Origin of the sequence: Bacteroides caecigallinarum (assembly GCF_016901995.1) — a bacterium.
GTDB classification, from domain to species: Bacteria; Bacteroidota; Bacteroidia; order Bacteroidales; family Bacteroidaceae; genus Phocaeicola; species Phocaeicola cellulolyticus.
Genome location: NZ_JACJLE010000021.1, coordinates 1 through 22,266, shown reverse-complemented (window position 1 = coordinate 22,266; position 22,266 = coordinate 1). Strand labels below are relative to the sequence as shown.

Annotated in this window: 18 protein-coding genes and 1 tRNA gene; 5 read left to right on the top strand and 14 right to left on the bottom strand. The window is 43.3% G+C overall.

Going from position 1 to position 22,266, the window contains the following annotated elements:
• Positions 1-4: 4 nt before the first annotated feature.
• Positions 5-1,012, bottom strand: a complete 1,008-nt coding sequence (locus H6A61_RS07215; RefSeq protein ID WP_204392436.1) for a 2-oxoacid:ferredoxin oxidoreductase subunit beta — start codon at positions 1,010-1,012, stop codon at positions 5-7.
• Positions 1,013-1,015: 3 nt separating this feature from the next.
• Positions 1,016-2,869 carry a 2-oxoacid:acceptor oxidoreductase subunit alpha gene (locus tag H6A61_RS07210; RefSeq protein WP_204392433.1) on the bottom strand — a complete coding sequence of 618 codons (1,854 nt, stop codon included), beginning with the start codon at positions 2,867-2,869 and terminating at the stop codon, positions 1,016-1,018.
• Between the two features lie 189 nt (positions 2,870-3,058).
• Between H6A61_RS07210 and H6A61_RS07205 the strand changes: the two genes are divergently transcribed.
• Positions 3,059-3,130, top strand: a tRNA-Arg gene (locus H6A61_RS07205).
• 100 nt (positions 3,131-3,230) lie between these two features.
• Here H6A61_RS07205 and kbl read toward each other — a convergent pair.
• Entirely contained in the window at positions 3,231-4,421 is a 1,191-nt protein-coding gene (gene kbl / locus H6A61_RS07200) for a glycine C-acetyltransferase (RefSeq protein WP_204392431.1), read from the bottom strand.
• A gap of 185 nt (positions 4,422-4,606) precedes the next feature.
• Between kbl and H6A61_RS07195 the strand changes: the two genes are divergently transcribed.
• Positions 4,607-5,560: an NAD-dependent epimerase/dehydratase family protein gene (locus H6A61_RS07195; protein ID WP_154043549.1), complete on the top strand. Its 954-nt coding sequence runs from the start codon at positions 4,607-4,609 to the stop codon at positions 5,558-5,560.
• A gap of 101 nt (positions 5,561-5,661) precedes the next feature.
• Here the strand turns inward: H6A61_RS07195 and secDF are convergent, their stop codons facing one another.
• The 9 genes from secDF to dapB all read right to left on the bottom strand — a co-directional run bounded on the left by secDF (position 5,662) and on the right by dapB (position 17,646).
• On the bottom strand, positions 5,662-8,634 hold the full coding sequence (gene secDF, locus H6A61_RS07190) for a protein translocase subunit SecDF (protein WP_154043550.1): 2,973 nt from the start codon (positions 8,632-8,634) through the stop codon (positions 5,662-5,664).
• Positions 8,635-8,811: 177 nt separating this feature from the next.
• The gene (locus tag H6A61_RS07185; RefSeq protein WP_204392429.1) at positions 8,812-10,905 is read right to left on the bottom strand and encodes a M3 family metallopeptidase; all 2,094 of its coding nucleotides are present in this window, start codon (positions 10,903-10,905) and stop codon (positions 8,812-8,814) included.
• A 17-nt stretch (positions 10,906-10,922) separates the two neighbouring features.
• Complete coding sequence (locus H6A61_RS07180; protein ID WP_204392427.1) at positions 10,923-11,996, bottom strand: endonuclease/exonuclease/phosphatase family protein; 1,074 nt, start codon at positions 11,994-11,996, stop codon at positions 10,923-10,925.
• Positions 11,993-12,880, bottom strand: coding sequence for a rhomboid family intramembrane serine protease (locus H6A61_RS07175; RefSeq protein WP_204392425.1), 888 nt, complete (start codon positions 12,878-12,880; stop codon positions 11,993-11,995). Before H6A61_RS07175 ends, H6A61_RS07180 begins: the two co-directional genes overlap by 4 nt.
• Positions 12,861-13,538 carry a rhomboid family intramembrane serine protease gene (locus tag H6A61_RS07170; protein WP_204392423.1) on the bottom strand — a complete coding sequence of 226 codons (678 nt, stop codon included), beginning with the start codon at positions 13,536-13,538 and terminating at the stop codon, positions 12,861-12,863. Before H6A61_RS07170 ends, H6A61_RS07175 begins: the two co-directional genes overlap by 20 nt.
• 141 nt (positions 13,539-13,679) lie before the next feature.
• Positions 13,680-14,318 carry a WbqC family protein gene (locus H6A61_RS07165; protein ID WP_204392421.1) on the bottom strand — a complete coding sequence of 213 codons (639 nt, stop codon included), beginning with the start codon at positions 14,316-14,318 and terminating at the stop codon, positions 13,680-13,682.
• A 9-nt stretch (positions 14,319-14,327) separates the two neighbouring features.
• On the bottom strand, positions 14,328-15,236 hold the full coding sequence (lepB, locus tag H6A61_RS07160; protein ID WP_204392419.1) for a signal peptidase I: 909 nt from the start codon (positions 15,234-15,236) through the stop codon (positions 14,328-14,330).
• 116 nt (positions 15,237-15,352) lie between these two features.
• Positions 15,353-16,777 (bottom strand): signal peptidase I, encoded by a 1,425-nt coding sequence (lepB, locus tag H6A61_RS07155; protein ID WP_204392417.1) that lies wholly within the window; start codon positions 16,775-16,777, stop codon positions 15,353-15,355.
• 113 nt (positions 16,778-16,890) lie between these two features.
• Positions 16,891-17,646: a 4-hydroxy-tetrahydrodipicolinate reductase gene (gene dapB / locus H6A61_RS07150; RefSeq protein ID WP_154043557.1), complete on the bottom strand. Its 756-nt coding sequence runs from the start codon at positions 17,644-17,646 to the stop codon at positions 16,891-16,893.
• Between the two features lie 81 nt (positions 17,647-17,727).
• Here dapB and H6A61_RS07145 point away from each other — a divergent pair, with 81 nt between their 5' ends.
• A complete protein-coding gene (locus H6A61_RS07145) occupies positions 17,728-18,990 on the top strand; it encodes a DUF2851 family protein (RefSeq protein WP_204392415.1) in 1,263 nt (420 codons plus the stop codon).
• A gap of 68 nt (positions 18,991-19,058) precedes the next feature.
• Here H6A61_RS07145 and H6A61_RS07140 read toward each other — a convergent pair whose 3' ends face one another.
• The gene (locus H6A61_RS07140) at positions 19,059-20,000 is read right to left on the bottom strand and encodes a tRNA-dihydrouridine synthase family protein (RefSeq protein ID WP_204392413.1); all 942 of its coding nucleotides are present in this window, start codon (positions 19,998-20,000) and stop codon (positions 19,059-19,061) included.
• A gap of 176 nt (positions 20,001-20,176) precedes the next feature.
• On the opposite strand from H6A61_RS07140, the gene H6A61_RS07135 reads away from it, so the two are divergent.
• Together H6A61_RS07135 and dprA are read left to right on the top strand one after the other, a co-directional pair.
• On the top strand, positions 20,177-20,581 hold the full coding sequence (locus H6A61_RS07135) for an acyl-CoA thioesterase (RefSeq protein WP_204392411.1): 405 nt from the start codon (positions 20,177-20,179) through the stop codon (positions 20,579-20,581).
• A 7-nt stretch (positions 20,582-20,588) separates the two neighbouring features.
• Complete coding sequence (gene dprA / locus H6A61_RS07130) at positions 20,589-21,704, top strand: DNA-processing protein DprA (RefSeq protein ID WP_204392409.1); 1,116 nt, start codon at positions 20,589-20,591, stop codon at positions 21,702-21,704.
• Between the two features lie 24 nt (positions 21,705-21,728).
• Here dprA and H6A61_RS07125 read toward each other — a convergent pair.
• A partial coding sequence (locus tag H6A61_RS07125) for a PD-(D/E)XK nuclease family transposase (RefSeq protein WP_204392407.1) occupies positions 21,729-22,266 on the bottom strand: 538 nt, incomplete at its 5' end.

Here is a 22,266-nt window from a genome sequence, read left to right as displayed (position 1 = left end):
AAAATTAAATTTCCCAAGTATCGTTTGTATCAAGGAGTTCCGCAAAATTGTGGTATTTCTTCTTTTCTGAAACTTCTTTTATCTGGTCCTCTACAGCTTGTTCATATGTAGGAGCCTCAACATCGCGAATTACACCTAAAGCTATAGGGAAGTCAGGACCTTCCATCAGGGCCAGTTTCAACTGCAATGTATTGTCCATACAGTGTGCGTCATGCACAAGGATGTCCTTTTCTGTTATTCCGTTCTCTCCCAGCTTCACCACTTTGAGTCCGAAACCTTCCTGCATCAATCCGAATTCCTTGTTTGGGCCGAACAACATAGGTTTTCCATGCTCCAGATAGATGGCATTACGTTCGCGATCCTCTTTCTTGGCAATTGAATTATGAGTTCCATCATTAAAGATTACACAGTTCTGAAGGACTTCAACTACAGAAGTTCCTTTATGCTTTTCTGCAGCTTTAAGCACTTCTACAGAAGGATTTCCGTCAACGGCCGCACAACGTGCGAAGAAACGTCCGCGTGCTCCGAAACAAAGTTCTGCCGGATGGAACGGATCTTCCACTGTTCCGTAAGGAGATGACTTGCTAACAAAACCTCTCTCTGAAGTAGGAGAATACTGTCCCTTTGTAAGTCCATAGATACGGTTGTTCAGAAGGATAATATTTATATCCACATTACGGCGGATAGCGTGTATGAAATGATTACCACCGATTGCAAGACCGTCACCGTCACCTGAAATCTGCCATACAGTAAGATGCGGGTTGGCAACTTTCACTCCTGTAGCAATTGCCGCTGCACGTCCGTGAATAGTGTGCATTCCGTATGTATTCATATAGTAAGGCAGACGTGAAGAACAGCCGATACCAGATATAACGGCTATATCCTTAGGTGCTGTACCTATTTCTGCCAATGCTTTGTGGAATGAATTCAAAAAAGCATGGTCACCACATCCCGGACACCAGCGAGGCTGTCCTGCTTTATAATCGGCTGCTGTATATTTTGATTCGCTCATAGATTATTCCTCCATTATTTTTGTGAAAGCATCAACCAATTCCTGTACTACAAACGGCTGACCTTTAACCTGATTAAACTGATGTAAATGCAATCCTTCTATCTTCATACGCAGATAGCCTGCAAACTGTCCCATGTTCTGTTCTGCAACGACAATCTTCTTATATTTGCGAAGAACTTCTTCAGTATTCTTAGGAAGCGGATTGATAAAACGGAAATGTGCCAAAGCTGCTTTCTTGCCATTAGCATTAAGAACATCCATTGCTGAATGCAAATGTCCGTATGTTCCACCAAAACCTACTATCAACAAATCGGCATTTTCATCCCCTTCAACTTCCAACAATGGAAGTGAGTCGGCAATTTTAGCTACTTTTTCTGCACGCAACTTAGTCATCAGGTGATGGTTTTCTGGTTCAGTAGAAATTGCTCCTGTCTCGCTGCTCTTTTCAAGACCACCTATACGGTGCATAAATCCTTCAGTACCCGGTTTTGCCCAATAACGGACGCCTGTCTCATAGTTACGGAGGAACGGAGTCCAGTATGAAGCCATTTCCGGAGTAACGTACGGAGGATTGATTGACGGATATTCATTCAGATCAGGAAGTTTCCATGCAGCAGAACCATTTGCTATATAAGCGTCAGTAAGAAGCACTACCGGAGTCATATGTTCCAAAGCAATCTTACATGCTGTAAATGCGGCATCAAAACAGTCGGTCGGTGAAGATGCGGCGATAACAGGCATAGGACTCTCACCATTACGTCCATAAAGTGCCTGAAGCAGGTCTGTCTGTTCAGATTTTGTCGGCAAACCTGTAGAAGGGCCACCACGCTGTACATCGACAATAACCAGAGGTAACTCTGTTATCACAGCCAGATTCATAGCTTCGCTTTTAAGACAGATACCAGGTCCTGAAGTAGTTGTAACAGCCAAAGCTCCGGCAAATGCAGCACCTACGGCAGAAGCACATCCGGCAATTTCATCTTCACACTGCACAGTCTTAACACCCAATGATTTGTGTTTTGCCAGTTCGTGAAGAATATCAGTGGCAGGAGTGATAGGATATGAACCCAGATAGAGCTGTAGTCCGGCCTTCTCGGCAGCAGCAATAAGACCATATGAAGTAGCCTTGTTACCGTTGATATCCATATAGCGTCCGTGAGCTTTCTGATTCTTCGAAGGAACTCTGTAGCTCATGGAAACAGAAGCATGGGTATTCGCACCGAACTGATAACCGGCATACAACACCTGTACGTTTGCTTCAGCTATTTCCGGCTTCTTGGCAAATTTCTCACGCAAGATCTTTTCGCCAACTTTCACATCGCGCTGGAACAGCCAACAAACAAGTCCGAGAGCGAACATATTCTTAGTACGCAGAATAGATTTATTGTCCAGGCCACTGTCTTTCAGACACTCTTTACACATTGTGGTAATAGATGCCTCTACCACTTCATTCTTTATACCAAGTTCAGAGAAAGGATTTTCCAACTGGAACTGTGCCTTCTCAAGATCACGTTTGGTAAACGAGTCTGTATCAATAATTATTACAGACTGTGGCTTACAGAATTTATATTGTGTTTTCAAAGCTGCAGGATTCATCGCAACAAGCACATCACACTTGTCGCCCGGAGTATAGACCTTTCCTGAGCCGATATGTACCTGAAATCCTGACACACCGGTAAGCGAACCTTGCGGGGCACGTATATCTGCAGGATAATCAGGGAATGTACTGATGTCATTTCCCTCTGTTGCTGATATATTGGAAAACATATTTCCGGCCAATTGCATACCATCGCCAGAGTCACCTGAGAAGCGTACTACCACTTCATCAATCTCCTTGACTGTTATTTCTTCTGCCATAATGTTGTTATTTTAAATTTTCAAAAATATTAATGTCTGCAAAAATGAAAAACTTCTTTCAAAAAAACAATAAAACAGGGCTATTTTTTACAAAAAGGATATAAAGGAGTTTTTTTTGATATAAATTATTGCAAAATCAGTAAAAAGATGTATTTTTGCAAAGCATTAAAAAATGCATGAGTTCAAACTGCCCTTGTAGTTCAACGGATAGAATAGAAGTTTCCTAAACTTTAGATAGGGGTTCGATTCCCCTCGAGGGTACAAAGAAAGTCCAATAAATGAATGCATTATATGCATAAAAAAAGAAGCACATCTAATACATTGAGAAATGCATTATGTTGTGCTTCTTTTTTTATGTCACCTATTTGATGACTCCCAATTCCTTTCCTACTTTTATAAATGCAGAGATAGCCTTGTCAAGATGAGCACGCTCATGACCTGCCGACAATTGTACACGTATGCGTGCCTGTCCTTTAGGAACTACCGGATAGTAGAATCCTGTAACATATATACCTTCTTCCTGCATGCGTGCAGCAAAATCCTGAGACAATTTGGCATCGTAAAGCATAACAGCGCAAATGGCACTCTGTGTAGGCTTGATATCAAATCCCGCAGCAAGCATATTATCACGGAAGTAATTTACATTTTCCATCAATTTATCATGCAAGGCATCGCTTTCCTTCAGCATCTTGAACATTTCAAGGCTTGCTCCGATAATAGCAGGAGCCACTGAATTAGAGAACAGATAAGGACGTGAGCGCTGACGAAGCATATCAATAATTTCTTTGCGACCAGTAGTGAAGCCACCCATCGCACCTCCGAATGCCTTGCCAAGTGTGCCTGTAAATATATCTACACGACCGTAAACGCCGAACTGTTCAGCCACACCATGTCCTGTAGGGCCTACAACACCAGCCGAATGAGACTCATCCACCATTACCAATGCATCGTATTTCTCTGCCAAATCACAGATCTTATCCATAGGTGCCACATTTCCGTCCATTGAGAACACACCATCAGTAGCTATAATACGGAATCTTTGTGCCTGTGCTTCCTGCAGACAGCGTTCCAGGTCTGCCATATCCGCATTGGCATATCTATATCGTTTAGCCTTACACAAACGTACTCCGTCAATAATTGACGCATGATTCAAGGCATCTGATATAATGGCATCTTCTTCAGTCAGAAGAGGTTCGAACAATCCGCCATTGGCATCGAAACATGCCGCATATAGAATAGTGTCTTCAGTCTTGAAATAATCTGAGATGGCAGCTTCCAACTGCTTATGCAAATCCTGAGTTCCACAAATGAAACGTACGGAAGACATTCCGTATCCATGTGTATCCATAGCAGACTTGGCAGCCTCAATCAAACGTTTGTTGTCGGACAATCCCAAATAATTGTTTGCGCAGAAATTAAGTACATCCTCTCCTGCATTTACCTTTATGTCAGCACGTTGGGGTGTTGTGATAATTCTTTCTTTTTTGTATAGACCGGCAGCCTCTATATTCGAAAGTTCTTCTGCCAAGAAATCTTTAAATTTTCCGTACATAATATCTATTTATAAGGTTAATAATAACTTTATTCAGCATACTCCGATAAAACCACCATTAGAGTATGAGTCCAAAGTTGCGATTTTTTTTTCAATTATCGTATTTATTTCGAATATTTTTTCATTAAATACTTAGACAAATCCCTATCTTTGTAGGGAATAAATGATTAACCAAATATATATTTATGAAAAATATTCTCATTATCGGTTCTACGGGTCAAATCGGCTCAGAACTTACCATGAAACTTAGAGGGATGTATAACGGTAATATCGTTGCAGGCTACATTCCAGGTGCAGAACCAAACGAAACACTCAGAGAATCAGGCCCGTGTGCAATTGTTGACATAACGAACGAACAACAAATAGCAGAAACTGTATCAAAATATAAGATTGATACCATTTACAATCTGGCAGCCTTACTGTCTGCAGTAGCAGAAGCCAAGCCACAGCTTGCATGGAAAATAGGAATGGGCGGACTTTTCAATGTTCTGGAAGTGGCACGAACAATGAATTGTGCAGTATTTACTCCAAGTTCAATCGGTGTATTCGGCAATAATACTCCTAAAGACAACACTCCGCAAGACACTATACGAAATCCGAGAACAATGTACGGTGTAACAAAAGTTTCCGGCGAACTCCTAAGTGATTATTATTACATAAGATTCGGTGTTGACACCCGTTCTGTCAGATTTCCGGGACTTATTTCATATGTCACTCCTCCGGGAGGTGGTACAACAGACTACGCTGTTGACATCTATTATTCGGCTGCAAAAGGTGAGACATTCGAATGCCCTATAGCCAAAGGAACATTTATGGATATGATGTATATGCCGGATGCCCTACGTGCTGCAATAGAAATTATGGAAGCAGACCCAAGCAAATTCATACACCGCAATTCATTCAATATAGCATCTATGAGTTTCGATCCTGAAATCATATACAACAAAATAAAAGAATACGAGCCTGATTTCAAGATGGTTTACAAAGTTGACCCGTTAAGACAAGCCATTGCTGATTCATGGCCTAATTCTCTAGATGATACTTGTGCACGCGAGGAATGGGGATGGAAACCTGAATATAACCTTGATGCGATGACACGCGATATGCTTGCCAAGTTGAAAGAGAAGTTTGGGAAGTAGTTGTGTTAGTTTTTAGTTGTTAGTAGATAAATTATACCAGAAATAAAAAATCCCGGCCGTTATTAAGCGGTCGGGATTTTTACTTTTATATCAATCTATGATTAGTCTTTCTTTTCACCTTCAGGCATCTTGTTACCCATAGTAAGATAAGCAACAGGAGAAGCCACAAACAATGAAGAAAGTGTACCGATTACAACACCGAGGATCATTGCAAACGCGAAGCTGCGGATGCTGTCACCACCAAGAATCAGGATACTCAACAATACGATAAGTGTACTGAGTGAAGTATTGATTGTACGGGTAAGTGTTGTATTCAGAGAATCATTGAACAACTGCATACGGTTGCGCTGTGGATACAATCCGAAGAACTCACGCACACGGTCGAAGATAACCACCTTATCGTTGATAGAGTAACCGATAGCTGTCAGGATTGCTCCGATGAATGTCTGGTCAATTTCAAGTGAGAATGGCAGGATTCCATGGAACAATGAGTAAGCACCGATAATGAGCAATGTATCTATTGTCAATGCCACAGTAGCACCGATACTGAATGCGATATTGTTGAATCGGATAAGGATGTAAAGACCGATTGCTATAAGAGCCAATACTACTGACCAGATAGCTGAAGTCTTGATATCGTCAGCCACACTAGGACCTACCTTCTGAGAACTGATGATAGAACCACCTGTACGATTATCGCGGTCGATGAATATTTCAAGAGTTGTACCTTCGCCAAGCAAATTGCCTTCTTTCAAAGATTCGTAAAGGAATGCTTCGATTTCAGCATCGATAGTTGGAGAATCTTCTTCAATACGGTAGTTGGTAGTTACACGGATAGTCTTACCGTCTGTACCAAGAGCGATAGCCTGTACGTTTGCATCACCAACCTTAGACTGGAGCAAGCTGCGTACTGTTTCAGGCTGAACCACCTGTTCAAACTGAACTACGAAGTTACGTCCACCAGTAAAGTCAATACTCTGTGCAAGACCGCGAACAAAGAATGAAACTACACAAACAGCTATTACAATACCCCAGATAGTAAATGATCTCTTGGTGATACCCATAAAGTTATAGTGTACATTCTGCATCAGGTTCTTAGATATACCCGTAGTAAATGTAAGGTTCAACCACTTATCCTTATTCATATAGTGTTCGTAAACAATACGAGTCAGGAACACTGCAGTGAAGAATGAGCAGAGGATACCGATAATCAATGTAGTGGCAAAACCACGGATAGGACCTGTACCGAAATTGAACAGGATGATACCAGTGATGATTGAAGTCAAGTTAGAGTCGAAGATAGCCGAGAACGCATTTGAGTAACCTTCAGACAATGCCTGACGAGTACCCTTACCAGCGCGAAGCTCTTCTTTAGTACGTTCATAGATAAGCACGTTAGCATCCACAGCCATACCAAGTGACAATACCATACCGGCGATACCAGACATAGTAAGTGCAGCGTGGAATGAAGTAAGGATACCAAGTGTGAAGAAGAAGTTTACGAACAATGCAAGGTTGGCAATCATACCTGGGATGAAACCGTACATTGCACACATGTAAACCATAAGAACAATCAAGGCAACGATGAATGACATGATACCCTGGTTGATAGATTCCTGTCCAAGAGACGGACCTACGATATCTTCCTGTACGATACGTGCAGGAGCAGGCATCTTACCTGACTTCAATACGTTAGCCAAGTCTTTTGTTACTTCAGGAGTGAAGTTACCTGTAATCTGTGAGTTACCGCCAGTGATTTCACCGTTTACGCGTGGAGCACTGTAAACATATCCGTCAAGTACGATAGCGATTTCACGACCTACGTTCTGCTTAGTAAGAACCGCCCAACGGCGAGAACCTTCAGTGTTCATAGACATGCTTACACATGGCTTGTTGAACTGGTCGAACTCATCGCGTGCATTTACGATAACGTCACCTTCAAGTGGAGCACGTCCGTTACGCTGTGTAGATTTGATTGCATAAAGTTCGAAAATACGGCCTGTCTTGTCCATATCCGAAGCTTTTACACCCCACATAAGTTTCAGGTCGCGAGGAAGGATATTCTTAACTTCCTTCATATTCAAGACCTTATTAATCTGTATTGTGTCGTTATAGTCTGCATAACCTACGATACAACCTACACCGCTCTGGTTCAACTGAAGAACAGACAACAAAGGATGTTCCTTCTTCAACTGTTCCATATCAACTTTTGCATCAGCAGTCTCACCTTTCAATGCAGCTGTAAGACTGTCTTTTGCAGATACGGCAGCTGTTGCTTCTTCCTTAACCTCTACTGAGTCTGCAGATTCTGAAACAGAAAGGATATCGCGTGCACGGCTATCGGCAGAAGCCAATACAGGAACGATGTCCTTAGCTTCGTATGTTTCCCAGAACTCAAGATTTGCAGAACCCTGAAGAAGTTTTCTCACACGTTCAGGTTCCTTGATACCAGGAAGTTCGACCATGATACGTCCCATCTTTCCTTCAAGAGTCTGGATGTTTGGCTGAACTACACCGAAACGGTCGATACGTGTACGCAACACGTTATATGAATTTTCTACTGCAGCCTTAACCTCTTCGCGAAGAACAGCTTCTACTTCGGCGTCAGTACTGCGAGTGTTTACTTTATCTTTCAATTGCTGAGTTGCGAAGATTTCAGCAAGCTTACCTTCAGGAGCCTGTTTTTTGTACTCTCTTACGAACAATGTGATAAAGTCCTCCTGGCTTGTAATCTGCTGTTTTGCAGCTTCTGCCACAGCAGCATTGAAAGCTTCGTCCGGCTTGTTATCAGCAAGTGTTTTTACTACGTCAGGAACAGACACTTCAAGAATGACGTTCATACCACCCTTCAGGTCAAGACCCAAACCAATCTCCATCTCACGGCAGTCTTTCAGCGAATAAACTCCCATCCATACCTTTTCATTCTGCATAGAATCAAGGTAATGTGCCACACCCTTCGGGTCCTGTTCCGCAAGTTTCATGTGATGACGAGTCACGAACGAGAACGAAAGATAAAAGGCACATGCAAGGGTCAATAATACCGCAAAGACTTTTACAAATCCTTTGTTTTGCATGTTAGTTTAATTTATTTTATTTTACTTTTTGATTAGATACGTTTTTTCAAGGTTGCAAATATAGCTTTTTTTTCTGTTTATAGCTGAAAGAACGGTGATATTTTGATAAATATGAACAAAAAAGGTCACAAAATTATTATTTTGCGACCTTTTTCATCATTTATTATTGAAACAATATTACTTTAACCCTCTGTTTTTCAGCATAGGTTCAATGCTTGGTTCCTGTCCGCGGAATGTAACATAAAGTTTCATAGGATCGTCCGATCCGCCCTTTTCAAGGATATTCTTGCGGAATGCAGTAGCAGTAGCCTGGTCGAACAGACCTTTTTCCTCGAATGCACTGAAAGCATCAGCATCAAGTCTTTCTGCCCACAGATAAGCATAATATCCAGCAGCATAACCGCCGATGATATGATTGAAGTAAGTTGCACGATAACGTGGAGCAATCTGAGGTATCAGTCCAAGCTTGTCCATTACCTGCTTTTCGTATGCCATCACATCAAGTTCTTCTGTTGAAGTAAGAAGATGAAGTTCCATATCAAGTATAGCTGCTGCAAGAAGTTCGGTAGTCATAAATCCGCTGTTGAACAATGCCTGATTTTCAATCTTGGCGATAAGCTCGTCAGAGATAGCCTCCCTTGTCTGATAGTGCTTTGCATAAACCTTCATTACCTCAGGTGCAACAGTCCAGTGTTCCATAATCTGAGATGGAAGTTCCACGAAATCGCGTGCTACAGATGTTCCTGAAACTCCATAGTACTTACACTGTGAAAGCATTCCGTGAAGAGCATGTCCGAATTCATGGAACATTGTACGTGCCTCATCTATCGACAGCAGCGAAGGAACATCACCTACAGGTTTTGTAAAGCTTCCCACATTATAGATTATAGGACGTACACCTTCTTTCTGTTCGCGGAAATTGCTCATCCATGCACCGCTTCTCTTGCTTGCACGTGGCATGAAGTCTGAATAGAATACTCCCAGGTATGAACCGTCGGCATCGTTCACGATGAAAGTTTCTACATCCTTGTTATATACAGAGATAGAATCAACCTTTGTAAGAGTAATTCCGTACAGTTTGTTCACTACATAGAACAATCCGCTTCTTACGTCTTCAAGACTGAAATATGGCTTGATTTCGTCCTCATTCAGATTATATTTCTCCTGACGAAGCTTTTCTGCATAATACCACCAGTCCCATGCTTCAAGCTTCTCTCCTTTTCCTTCCTTATCCATAATCTTTTGCAGTTCGGCAGCCTCAACCTTGGCATTCTTGATAGAATATTTCCAAAGTTCATTCAGGAAGCTCATCACGTTTTCAGGAGTCTTTGCCATATTGTCCTGGAGTACATACTGTGCATAGTTGTCGAATCCCATCAGTTTAGCCTTTTCCAGACGGAGTGTAAGGATTTGCTTCAATACCTCCTTATTATCGTTGGCATCACCGTTGTTACCCATGTTTGTATATGCCAGATACATTTTCTTTCTCAGTTCACGGTTCTGTGCATACTGCAGGAACGGAGTTCTGCTTGAAGCCTGAAGAGTGAAAAGCCACTTCCCTTCCATTCCGTTAGCCTTAGCCTCTGTAGCAGCACCTGCTATTACCGATTCAGGAAGACCTGCAAGGTCAGCTTCATTATCTATAACCAACTTGAAAGCATTGTTTTCTGCCAATACGTGATTGCCGAACTCTATTGACAGAGTTGACAACTTGCTGTTTATCTCACGCAGTTTCTCCTGACTTTCCGCATCAAGAGATGCACCTGACGATACAAATCTCTTATAGTATTTGTCAAGCAGATAGTGCTGTTCGGTAGTAAGCTGAATTTCACCGTTGGCTTCCTGATCATGAACAGCAGCCACACGCTGATAAAGATCCATGTTAAGATAGATATTGTCATTATGAGTTGACAATACAGGAGCCATTTTCTCTTCAAGAGCCATTAGCCCGTCGTTTGTATCAGCCTCAGTAAGAGCATAAAACACTCCAGCCACTCTCGACAGGATTTCGCCACTGTTATCCAGTGCCACTATAGTATTTTCGAATGTAGGTTTAGCAGGATTTTCCACAATAGCCTTTATTTCCTCATTCTGCTGTTCAATTCCTTTCAGGAAAGCCGGTTCATAATGTTCCAACTTAATGTTATTGAAGTCCGGAGTTCCGTACGGAGTCTGGAACTCTGTCATAAACGGATTTACATTATCCGCCTGTTTCTGGTCGCATGCACACACCATGCCGCCCAAAGCCAAAGCCATCATTACTTGTTTCATGTTTATTTAGTTTTAAGTTATTTTTTCAATTCCAAACGACATCTCAGCGGATAATGATCCGACGCATCTATCGAATCATCCACCCGGCATTCCAGAACCTTATACGCATCACCCACCATTATATGGTCTATTCTGAAATAAAGGAAACTGCTGTTGTATGTTATTCCCGGTCCGTTACCGGCTTCTATATAAGCATCCTGAAGTTTTTCGGATATTTTATCGTGCACATACGATACTGGAGTATCGTTGAAATCGCCACAAACAATCATATACGGAGAATACTCCTTTTCTATATATCCTGAAATGACATCAGCCTGCGGTCCGCGTATAGCCATGGCATCAGCCAGTTTCTTCAGAAGATATTTACTTCCACTCTTCACCTTTTTCTCGTCAGGCGATTTGAGCATATCAGTGTAAACCTCCTTGTCGTGCGCATCAAGCTTGTTCGACTCAAGATGATTGACAATCACCGGTATATTATTATCCTTATACTTTACCGAAAACACAGCGCTTCCGTTAAAGTTACTCTTAATCTTCAGCTCCTCTATAAATCTGACAGGATATTTTGAGAAACACGCCACGGCATTACTGCTGTTAAATCTGCATGCCCTCATATAAGGATATACCTTTGTCAACGAATTCTTTAGTTCGGAATTATTGTAAGGATACTCCTGCAGGCAAACTATATCTGCCCCACTCTCCTTTATATAATCCACAATTGATTTATCCGACTTCCTGTCCTCGGCTTTAATATTCAGCATCTGCATAATATTATATGTCAGCACTTCCAGAGTCTCTCCGCCTGTACTTTCTGCCGAAGAATTAATCGGGCTGTATGACATCAGTGAGTTCCATCCCAAAAGGAAAAAAGATACCGGAACTATCATTACTCGCCATTTCACGAAAGCCCAGAACACAATAAAACAGATGTTGAGAACAATAAAAATGGGGATGAAAAGCCCTGCACAAGCCAACACCGGATGCTGTACAGGCGAAAGCATAGGACTATAGGCACATATCAGAAAGCCAATACCTACTACAAGATTAGCAACCAAGAAAACAAACTTAAATGTATTCCTAATGAATTTCATCTTCTGCTTGCATCAAAAAGTTTCTTTTTTTCATCTTCCGAAAGGCTTCCGTAACCAGACTTTCTCAACTTTTCCAGAATACGGTTTATCTCGTCTTCATCAGCTTTCTTGCGTGCGTTATAATCATACTGTTGCTGACGGTTACCATAATGTACCTTCATCTTCGGTTTTCGTTTCGGCATCTTGAAGCCTCTTGAGAAGAAATCCAGAACGGCGTTTATCCACTTTGTAGGATCAGTACCCTTCGCCAGTCCCATTGCAAACCAGAAACCTGCTGCAGCACCACCAAGATGTGCTATATGTCCGCCAGCATTGCTTGATGTCATAAACAACAAATCGAAAAGCACCATAAACAATGCCACATATTTCAGTCTTACAGTCCCGATAAACAAGAACTGCACAGGAAATTCCGGTTCTCTCACTGCAGTAGCCACCACTATGGCAAGAACAGAAGCCGAGGCACCGACAAGAGTTGCTATTTCAACGCTTCCTTCAAAATAGGGAAAGACATTATACGAGATCATATAAAGCAACCCGCCGCACAGTCCGCCAAGAACATAAAGTCCGCGAAGATGCTTTGACGAATAAAAATTCAGGAACAGACGCCCGAACCAATAAAGCCACAGCATATTGAACAGCAAATGCAATATACCTGCATGCATGAACATATACGTGAACAGTGACCAAGGCTGATACATTAAAGCCACAAACGAAGCCGGCAAGCTAAGATACGACGCAATAGGATTATAAGGAACATTGAAAAGCATAAGGAAAATCCTTACCAGTTCCACAAATACGAAGACGACACAGTTTATCAGTATCAGTCGTCCAACGATATCGCGTCCGAAGAAATTATATTTCAAATCAGTAGTAAATCTGTCCATTGCCATTTTTCTTCCTCCAGTATAAAATAAGAATCAAACCGAACAACATACCTCCAAGATGCGCGAAGTGTGCCACATTATCATTTGCAGACATTCCCATAAACAACTCTATAGCAGCATAGAATATCACAAAGAACTTGGCTTTTATAGGGAAAGGCAGTGGGAAAACAAACATCTGGCTGTTTGGGAACAACATTCCGAATGCAAGCAAAATACCATATATGGCTCCGGAAGCACCCACCGTGCGCATCATATTAAGATATTCTTCCATAGGAATTATGCCAAAGGCAGTCTGAACATTATCATAATTAGAAAGAACAGTCTCATATTCAATAAATTGTACAAGTTCCTGAATAAGTCCTGCGCCTATTCCGCAAACCATATAATAGATTAGAAATCTCTTTGGCCCCCAAACCTGCTCCAGCACACGTCCGAACATCCAAAGAGCAAACATATTGAAGAAAATATGGGTGAAACCACCATGCATGAACATATATGTCACCAGCTGCCCCATATTAAAATCTGATGCCATAAAGAAGTGCAGACTTAAAACCTTGTCAGCATCTATACCATATCTTTCTGCTACTATTGCACCGAAAAAGCACAATACGTTAATAATAAGAAGATTTTTCGTTATCGGTGGAATGTTGTTATTCATACTCTAAACAATTAATTTACAAATACACAGAAATTTATCATCTGTCTGAAAACTAATTGCAAAAGTAACATTATATTCCTTTATAATGAAAAGTGTTATAGTTTTTTACATATTTGGGTAGAAACTTTACCGCATGAAATCTCATTCTACTCCATCCCTCAACACCAGCAGACTCTCCGGCCCCATATTGAAGAGCAAATCCACAACGCTTAAATCCGGCTGGAAACCGTGACGGGAGTCAAATACCTGATAGTACGGTACCGGACGACAGAATGAAACCGCATCGCCTGCAGATTTCTTTGGATGTATAGCCTCACGCAAGTCAAGGATACCCTCTCCGGCATCCATATACTCACTGGTTGGAACAAGTTCCGGCTGAATGTCTATCTGTTCGCAAAGCCACTGTGTGAGTTCCATATTGAAATCGTAAAGAAACTCATATTTCCTGTCAAAAAAGGCATTGAACTCATCGGCGTAATAATCGAAGAAAGGGCTTTGCTTGTATGCCGCCACAAACGCATTGCGGTGCACATGACGCCAGTTGCCATGTTCCGACACCCTTATATCCTTCATGGCACACTTGCCTTCGGACGATTTCTCCACAGGTATGGTCAGCGACAAAGGGCCATCGGCCGAAGCTATAACACATCTGTTGCGGTATGTCTGCTTCATGTAGTGGTCGTATCTCTCAATATAAGCTTTCCTGCATGAATACAATGCTGCGAAATATGAAACCGGAGCCAGATATGCCGACCCGAGGATAATATCTTTACTTTCCATCTTCTGTGTCTATTGAATTTTTTTCATGAACCGTCCCTTCTTCGAAGGATACCATATTCTTAATGCCTTGCCTATGATGTGACTTTCCGGCACAAAGCCAAACAGGCGCGAATCGTTAATATTTACAGGATCGTTGGACACCATCCAATAATAATCCTGCGAGAATGTATATTCTTTCACCGGCTTTCCGTTCACAAACACCGTGTCGCCTTTCATGGATGCATTACGTTTCTCATGCAGAGTTATCATATTACCTATCAAAGCTGCATTCCACGGATATATCTTTACGGGAATACCCTTCTGCGGAACGACGAAAGGATATGCCTTACGGCTGTTCTCCGGATAAAGTGGCACAAGCTTAACCTTTCTGTCAAGTCTTTGTGTGATGAGATAATGTTCGTAATAACTGAAACTCCTGATATAATTACCTTCCGGAGTATATCCTGCAAGCTGGTTGTCCGTTATTCCAAGAGAATGAAGCACACTGTCCATAACCTCTTCACTGTCTGCAGGATAGGAATAAAGCGCCTTTGTATCAGGACTGAACACATCTGTTCCCTCAGCAATAAGCTGATTGTTCAGCATCAGCGTATCCCCCGGAGTTCCTATGCATCTGCTGATATAGAGTTCTCTCCTGTCTATTGACAATGACGTATCCGCAGGCATAGGATTATTGAATACCACTATATCACCCTGTCTGACTTCCGAAGGAAGCAGCCTTTTATAGCCGAACACCGACTGCAGAGGCACACGCCAGCCGTAACTCCATTTGCCCACCAGGACTCCCTCTCCTCGGTAAAGTGTGTTCTCCATGCCTGAAGAAGGTATAAAACATGATGTGACAAACAGGGTTCTGACTATAATCACCGCCAGTACGGCTATGACTATGACTCTGATATATGTCAGCCAGGGTTTCATTATTAATTAGTTAACAAGATGACAAGTTAACAAGTTGACAAGGTTTAGCTTCGCTGACCTATGGTCGTCATTCGGGGGTAAAGCCTTGTCAACTTGTAACTGAAACCTTGTTCCTATTATTTTATATTATCCACAAATTTAAACAATCTGTTCCAGCGTACTTTTCCGTCAAACCATCCTCTGTCCTTGTCGAGCGACAGCCAGATGAAGATAGGCTTACCCACGATATGATCCTCAGGAACAAATCCCCAGAAACGTGAGTCGGCTGAATTATGACGGTTGTCACCCATCATCCAGTAATAGTCCATACGGAAGGTATATTTGTTTGTTTCCTCGCCGTTGATATAGATTTTGCCGTCCTTCACTTCCAGCTTATTGCCTTCGTACACATGTATAGGGCGCTCGTATATAGGAAGATTGTCTATTGTCAGTTCTATTGTCTCACCCTTCTTAGGAATCCATACAGGTCCGTAATTATCGGTTGTCCATCCAGTGAGCTTATTTACAGGATACAAGCCTCCCGCATCATCACCCGGAACATCTGTTATTGATTTCACAAGATCCTTGCGTGCAAGCAAAGCAGCCTTGGCTTTCTCTGTAAGCGGAATGTTATAAACCGATTCTTGCGGATAGTAAGCCATAAGGTCTTCCTGACTTAGGCCAAGTTCTTTGCACAGTTCATCAGGAAGCTGACGTGTGGTCTGTACGAAATATCTGTACTGTACATTGTCCGGCTCCTTGTTTGCCTTACCGTCAAGATAAACTATCTTGTTTTTTATTTCAAGAGTCTGTCCAGGAAGTCCTACGCAGCGTTTCACATAGTTCTCGCGTCTGTCAACAGGACGGCTCACCACTTCACCGAACATAGACTTGTTTTCATCAATATATCTGCGGCCCACAGCATAATAATAGTCATATACATCACGCTGCTGCAGCGGAGTGAGCGTTGACATATCGATAGGTTTGGAAAGTTCCTTACCAGCCTGATAGCTTATGCGGTAGATATCCTCTGCCGGCATGGCTGTAGCCACAGTATCACCTGCAGGGAAGTTGAACACCACGATATCGTTAAGCTGCACATGACCGAGAGCTTCCACACGCTTATAGTCCCATTTAGGCCATTCCAGATACGACTTGCAGTTGAACACCGGAAGAGTGTGCTGAGTAAGCGGCATGTGAAGCGGAGTCTGCGGAATTCTAGCTCCATAGCTCATCTTGCTTACAAACAGATAGTCACCCACAAGCAACGACTTCTCCAGCGAAGACGAAGGAATGACGTAGTTCTGGAAGAAATACAGATTGACGAAATATACTGCAACCAAAGCGAATACGATGGCATCCACCCAGCTCATCACGGTTACGACAAGCGGATTGGTAGATTTCTTCCACCATGTCCAAGGTATTTTCTTGGTTATATAAACATCGAAGATAAACGGTATGGCAACTATACCAAGCCAGCTCTTCAGCCAGATGATGAATGCCAGATAAAGAACCATTGCTATGGCGAACTTTATCCATTGTTTGCGTGATGCCTGTATCATTTTGAGTTTTTGAGTTTATGAGTTAGTTACTAGTTGACAAGTTGACGAGTTGACAAGGTCTCTAGTATATGGTTTCCAGAACCTTGTTGACTTGTAACTAAAGCCTTGTCAACTTAAAAGTTAAACAAATCATTCATACCCAAGAATCCTGTATGTTCAGCAGTATATTCAGCTGCAAGCACAGCACCAAGGGCAAATCCCTTACGGTTCTTTGCATCGTGAGTGATTATGATAGAATCAGCTTCAGATTCGTATGTTATTGTATGAATACCAGGCACCTCGTCGCGACGTATAGCGCTCACCGGCATTTCGTTTGGAGCACACTCAGTGGTACCTGTCACAGTTCCGTCCGGTGCGGTAAGTGTTCCCATCACCCATTTGTCCTTGCGGTCAAGGTTCTCCAGAATACCTTCAGCCAAAGTAATGGCAGTACCGCTTGGAGCGTCAAGCTTGTGAATGTGATGAGTTTCCACCATTGACACATCATATCCCGGGAAATTATTCATTATGCGAGCTAGATATTTGTTTACGGCTGAGAATATAGCCACGCCAAGACTGAAGTTTGACGACCAGAACAGAGTGGCACCTTCTTCGGCACACATGCGGCGCATCTCATCACCATGTTCGCCCATCCATCCTGTACTGCCTGAAACTACCTTTACACCATTCTTGAAAGCTGACAAGCAGTTGTTGTAAGCCACAGAAGGAGCTGTAAACTCTATTGCCACATCAGCCGAACGAAACGCTTCCGACTCGAAATCCTGTGTATTGTTTATATCTATGATGCTAACAATCTCATGTCCGCGTGAAAGGGCAATCTTTTCTATCTCTTTGCCCATTTTTCCATATCCAATTAATGCTATCTTCATATTTTTCGATTTATTTTAGCCACAAAGATAATGCTTTTCATTATAAATCATTACATTTAGGCAATATTTACACTCGTTAGCATGGAACAACTTTTACATTACGTATGGAAACACAAACTTTTCCCGCTTAAGCCGTTACGTACTACAGACGGCATGGAAGTGGAAGTCATCGACCCGGGATTATGGAACACAAACGCCGGTCCCGACTTCTTCAATGCCAAAATAAAGATAGGCGGTGTGTTATGGGTGGGAAACATAGAGATACACCTCAAAGCTTCCGACTGGAAACTACATCATCATGACACCAATTCCGATTACGACAATGTAATTCTCCACATAGCGTCCGACATCGACTATGAACCATGCCGACCGAACGGCGAGAAGATTCCACAGATGGAGCTGCACTACCCCACTTACCTTGTAGATAGCTACAACGAGCTGATACGCACGGCACACTATCCTGCCTGCTACAGGCTCATCCCGTCGCTGTCCAAACTACTGATGCACAGTTGGCTGAACACACTCCAGATAGAGCGTTTCGAAGAAAAGACGGAACGCATAATGAGACTGATGGGAAAATATAACAATAACTGGGAAGACGTGTTCTTCATCACCCTGGCGCGCAATTTCGGCTTCGGAACCAACAGCGAAGCATTCGAACTGTGGGCACAGACCATTCCGCTAAGGGCAGTAGATAAACACCGCGACAGTCTGTTCCAGATAGAGGCCATCTTCTTCGGACAGGCAGGACTGCTTGATGCCACATACGATGAATATACCGACAAATTACTGAAAGAATATACATACCTGAAACACAAGTTCGGTTTCACAACCTCGGACAACTGCCGCTGGAAACTGCTGCGCATGCGCCCCGGAAATTTTCCTCACGTAAGGATTGCACAGCTGGCAAAACTGTATCACACATCTCAGGGACTGCTGTCTAGAATTCTCGAAGCAGAAACGATAGAACAACTGAGGCCTATGCTTGAAACAGACACCTCGGAATACTGGATTACGCACTATACCTTTGGCGAAGTATCCACTCCCGTAAAGAAAAGCCTCAGCACATCATCAATTAACCTGCTTATTATAAACACTGTAATACCGTTTCTCTATGCCTACGGCAAGCACAGAGGAATAAACCGCCTTACAGCCCGCGCATCAGAGATGCTTGAAACTCTGAAACCGGAAAACAATTTCATCACACGAATGTGGAAAGAATGCGGAGTGGAAGCCGCACATGCAGGCGACAGCCAGGCTCTGATACAGCTGAAAAAGAGTTACTGCGACCCGAAGAAATGCCTGTACTGCCGCATCGGGTTTGAGTATTTGAAAAAGAGTTGACAAGGCTTCAGTTGACAAGTTGACAAGGATCCCAACCGGATGGAGGGCCTAGTCAATTTGTTTACTTGTTACCTAACTCCCTCTACTTCGTTCAGATAGACTGACAGCTTATTTGCCTTGTGAATGGCTTTCCTTTTCTTTTTATCAAGTTCGGGAAGCCAGTACTCCCACATCGACTTCATTTTAAGAAGAAGCTGTGCATCGCCGCCCTCGATAGTTTCCGAATATCTTTGATACATCAGAGAGTGCATACGGCGCACCTTGGCATACAGCTCGTCCTGTTTAAGTTCCGAACCTGATTTATATCCGGCAGCCAAAGCACCGTCGGCAAGCAGTCCGCGACCTATCATCACTCCATACAAGTCAGGAAACTGCTCGACAATCCTGTTTATATATGCCACTCTGCACAAATCGCCATTATACACCAACCGCTTGCGGCATTCATTATAGAACTCCGCAAAAGTCTCCATATCCACCTCACCCTTATACTGCTGCTTTCCTATACGAGGATGAAGAGTAACCATCTTCACCTCGGATGCATTTATTGCAGGAAGTATCTCTTTCCATTCATCTGCAGAAACCTGCCCCAGCCTCATCTTCACACTGAAGCTTATACCGTCTGCCGCATAAGCATTAATGCACTCCATAAGCGCAGCCACCTTTTCAGGATATTGCAATATGCCGCTACCCTTCCCCCTGTTCGCTATCAGCGGAAAAGGGCAACCCATATTGAGGTCAATCTCTTTATATCCTAAAGAAACAATGAAATCTGCCAAAGCCTCCATTTCTTCCGGCTCGGAAGCCATAATCTGAGGAATCAGCCTTATGCCACGATTATTCTCAGGCAATACCTCGCGCCTGTCCTTATTGCGCAGTCCGCCTTTCTCATATCTGATGAAGGGAGTGAAATAAGCATCCACCCCGCCAAACACTTCATTATGCGCCACACGCCATGCAGCCTCCGTAAAACCCTGCAACGGAGCCGCAAAAATCTTAAGTTCCTTATCCATAGATGCAAAAATATGAAGAATATTCCTTGCAACGATAGATATAAGAGGATTTTTCCGTATGTTTGTGATAATAAAAGGCGACAAGGCTTCAGTTACAAGTTGACAAGGTTCTCCATCCGGATGGTAACCTCGTCAACTTGTCAACTAGTCAACTAGTAACTAATTTTAAAACTCAAATGAAATACATCTTCGAACTGCAAATGAAAGTGCGCGACTACGAATGCGACCTTCAGGGCATAGTGAACAATGCCAATTATCAGCACTACATCGAACACACCCGCCACGAGTTCCTCTCATCCTTGGGAGTAAGTTTCGCACGCCTTCACGACGAAGGCATAGACCCTGTAGTGGCAAGACTGAACATGGCTTTCAAGACACCGCTGAAGAGTGGCGACGAATTCATCTCCAAACTCTACATCAAAAAGGAAGGAATAAAATACGTGTTCTATCAGGACATCTTCCGTCTGCCCGACATGAAGCCTGTAATAAAAGCTACAGTGGAAACCGTATGCGTGATAAACGGCCGCTTGGGCGACAGCGAGGTATTCGACACTATCTTCTCACCATATTTCAGCGAATAACACCACCATGAACGAAGAACTGCTTTACACAATGGCACTCACCCGTCTGCCCGGACTCGGCATGATAGGCGCACACCGTCTGATGGAGGCGGCAGGCTCAGCCACAACAATATTCAGCAATGCCAAGAATCTTAAAGACATTGTGCCCGACGTATCACAGAAAGTGATTGACGCGATAGTCAACTGCGATGTGCTGCGCCTGTGTGAAGCAGAAATACGTTTTGCCGAGAAGAACAGTATCAGATGTCTTACACTTAACGACGAGGACTATCCGTCGCGCCTACGTGAATGTGACGACGCCCCTTTGCTGTTATTCTATAAAGGTACAGCCAACCTGAACAGCCTGCATATAATCAACCTGGTAGGCACACGCCATGCCACCGAATACGGCAGAGACATCTGCCAACGCTTCATCAGCGAACTGCATGAAATAATGCCCGACGTGCTTATTGTAAGCGGCCTGGCATACGGCATCGACATAAACGCCCATAGAGCAGCACTCCAATACGGTATGGACACAGTGGGCGTACTTGCACACGGCCTCGACAGAATCTATCCGGCAGTCCACCGACGTACGGCAGCCGAAATGCTCAATCATGGCGGACTGCTGACCGAATACCCAAGCGGAACAAATCCCGACAGACAGAATTTCATAAAGCGCAACAGGATAGTTGCAGGAATGAGCGATGCCACCATAGTAGTGGAATCGGCAGCCAAAGGAGGCGCACTGATCACTGCCGACATAGCCGAAAGCTATAACCGCGACTGTTTCGCTTTCCCCGGTCGCATAGGCGACGAATTTTCAATAGGTTGCAATGCCCTTATCCGCAACAACAGGGCTACACTACTGCAAAGCGCAGAAGAACTGGTAAAAGCAATGAACTGGGATTATACCCCTACATCCAGTCCGCGCGAAGGCATACAGCGCCAGCTGTTCCCCGACCTCACTTCGGAGGAAGAACTAGTAACTTCACAATTGGAAAAGAATCCTGACGGACTGCAGATAAACACTATTGTCGTCAATACCAATATCCCTATAAACAGAATGACCGGCATACTGTTCGAAATGGAGATGAAAGGTGTGGTGCGTGCTTTGGCGGGTGGGGTTTATAAACTGGTATAATGGCTACACTCAGAATATCATCAGTCATAGTGCAGCTATTTCATCCTCACTCAGACCAGTACTCTTTATTATCACATCCACAGGAATACCCGATGATTTCAAGTTCCGGGCTATCTCAAGACGCTCCTCCGCACGACCTTTCTCCAAACCTTCCTCAAGACCTTCTGCACGACCTTCTGCACGACCTTCTGCAAGTCCCATTTCATGCCCTCTGGCATGTCCTTCACGCAAGGCATCAGTCATAAGGGTCCTTTCCACTCTCACAGCATCCCAGAAGTCATCATAACCCTGTAGCTGCGCCTCATTGAAAGCCCCCTGTTCCAACTGTCCGACAGCCTTCTTTATCTCCGGAACGGACATCAGGTCCTGAGGAACATTATAAGTCGTTTCACCTATTTCGGTCAGATAGCGGAGCCAGAGAACATGCATCTTCTTCTCACTGAAAGTCTGAGACTTGAACTTCGGAAGCTCAACAAACACAAAGCGCAATCCCTCTATCACCTTCTCGCTATGCTCCATGTGCACTATCCTGTAATCATGATAATACCCCTCAACTTCCGGC

Excerpts from the sequence above, each read along its gene's own strand:
- dapB (WP_154043557.1), bottom strand. The coding sequence starts at position 17,646 with ATGAAGATAGCATTAATTGGATATGGAAAAATGGGCAAAGAGATAGAA.
- dprA (WP_204392409.1), top strand. The coding sequence starts at position 20,589 with ATGAACGAAGAACTGCTTTACACAATGGCACTCACCCGTCTGCCCGGA.
- H6A61_RS07175 (WP_204392425.1), bottom strand. The coding sequence starts at position 12,880 with ATGGACAGATTTACTACTGATTTGAAATATAATTTCTTCGGACGCGAT.
- H6A61_RS07180 (WP_204392427.1), bottom strand. The coding sequence starts at position 11,996 with ATGAAATTCATTAGGAATACATTTAAGTTTGTTTTCTTGGTTGCTAAT.
- H6A61_RS07140 (WP_204392413.1), bottom strand. The coding sequence starts at position 20,000 with ATGGATAAGGAACTTAAGATTTTTGCGGCTCCGTTGCAGGGTTTTACG.
- lepB (WP_204392419.1), bottom strand. The coding sequence starts at position 15,236 with ATGAAACCCTGGCTGACATATATCAGAGTCATAGTCATAGCCGTACTG.
- lepB (WP_204392417.1), bottom strand. The coding sequence starts at position 16,777 with ATGATACAGGCATCACGCAAACAATGGATAAAGTTCGCCATAGCAATG.
- kbl (WP_204392431.1), bottom strand. The coding sequence starts at position 4,421 with ATGTACGGAAAATTTAAAGATTTCTTGGCAGAAGAACTTTCGAATATA.
- H6A61_RS07165 (WP_204392421.1), bottom strand. The coding sequence starts at position 14,318 with ATGGAAAGTAAAGATATTATCCTCGGGTCGGCATATCTGGCTCCGGTT.
- H6A61_RS07215 (WP_204392436.1), bottom strand. The coding sequence starts at position 1,012 with ATGAGCGAATCAAAATATACAGCAGCCGATTATAAAGCAGGACAGCCT.
- H6A61_RS07210 (WP_204392433.1), bottom strand. The coding sequence starts at position 2,869 with ATGGCAGAAGAAATAACAGTCAAGGAGATTGATGAAGTGGTAGTACGC.
- H6A61_RS07170 (WP_204392423.1), bottom strand. The coding sequence starts at position 13,538 with ATGAATAACAACATTCCACCGATAACGAAAAATCTTCTTATTATTAAC.
- H6A61_RS07135 (WP_204392411.1), top strand. The coding sequence starts at position 20,177 with ATGAAATACATCTTCGAACTGCAAATGAAAGTGCGCGACTACGAATGC.
- H6A61_RS07195 (WP_154043549.1), top strand. The coding sequence starts at position 4,607 with ATGAAAAATATTCTCATTATCGGTTCTACGGGTCAAATCGGCTCAGAA.
- secDF (WP_154043550.1), bottom strand. The coding sequence starts at position 8,634 with ATGCAAAACAAAGGATTTGTAAAAGTCTTTGCGGTATTATTGACCCTT.
- H6A61_RS07145 (WP_204392415.1), top strand. The coding sequence starts at position 17,728 with ATGGAACAACTTTTACATTACGTATGGAAACACAAACTTTTCCCGCTT.
- H6A61_RS07185 (WP_204392429.1), bottom strand. The coding sequence starts at position 10,905 with ATGAAACAAGTAATGATGGCTTTGGCTTTGGGCGGCATGGTGTGTGCA.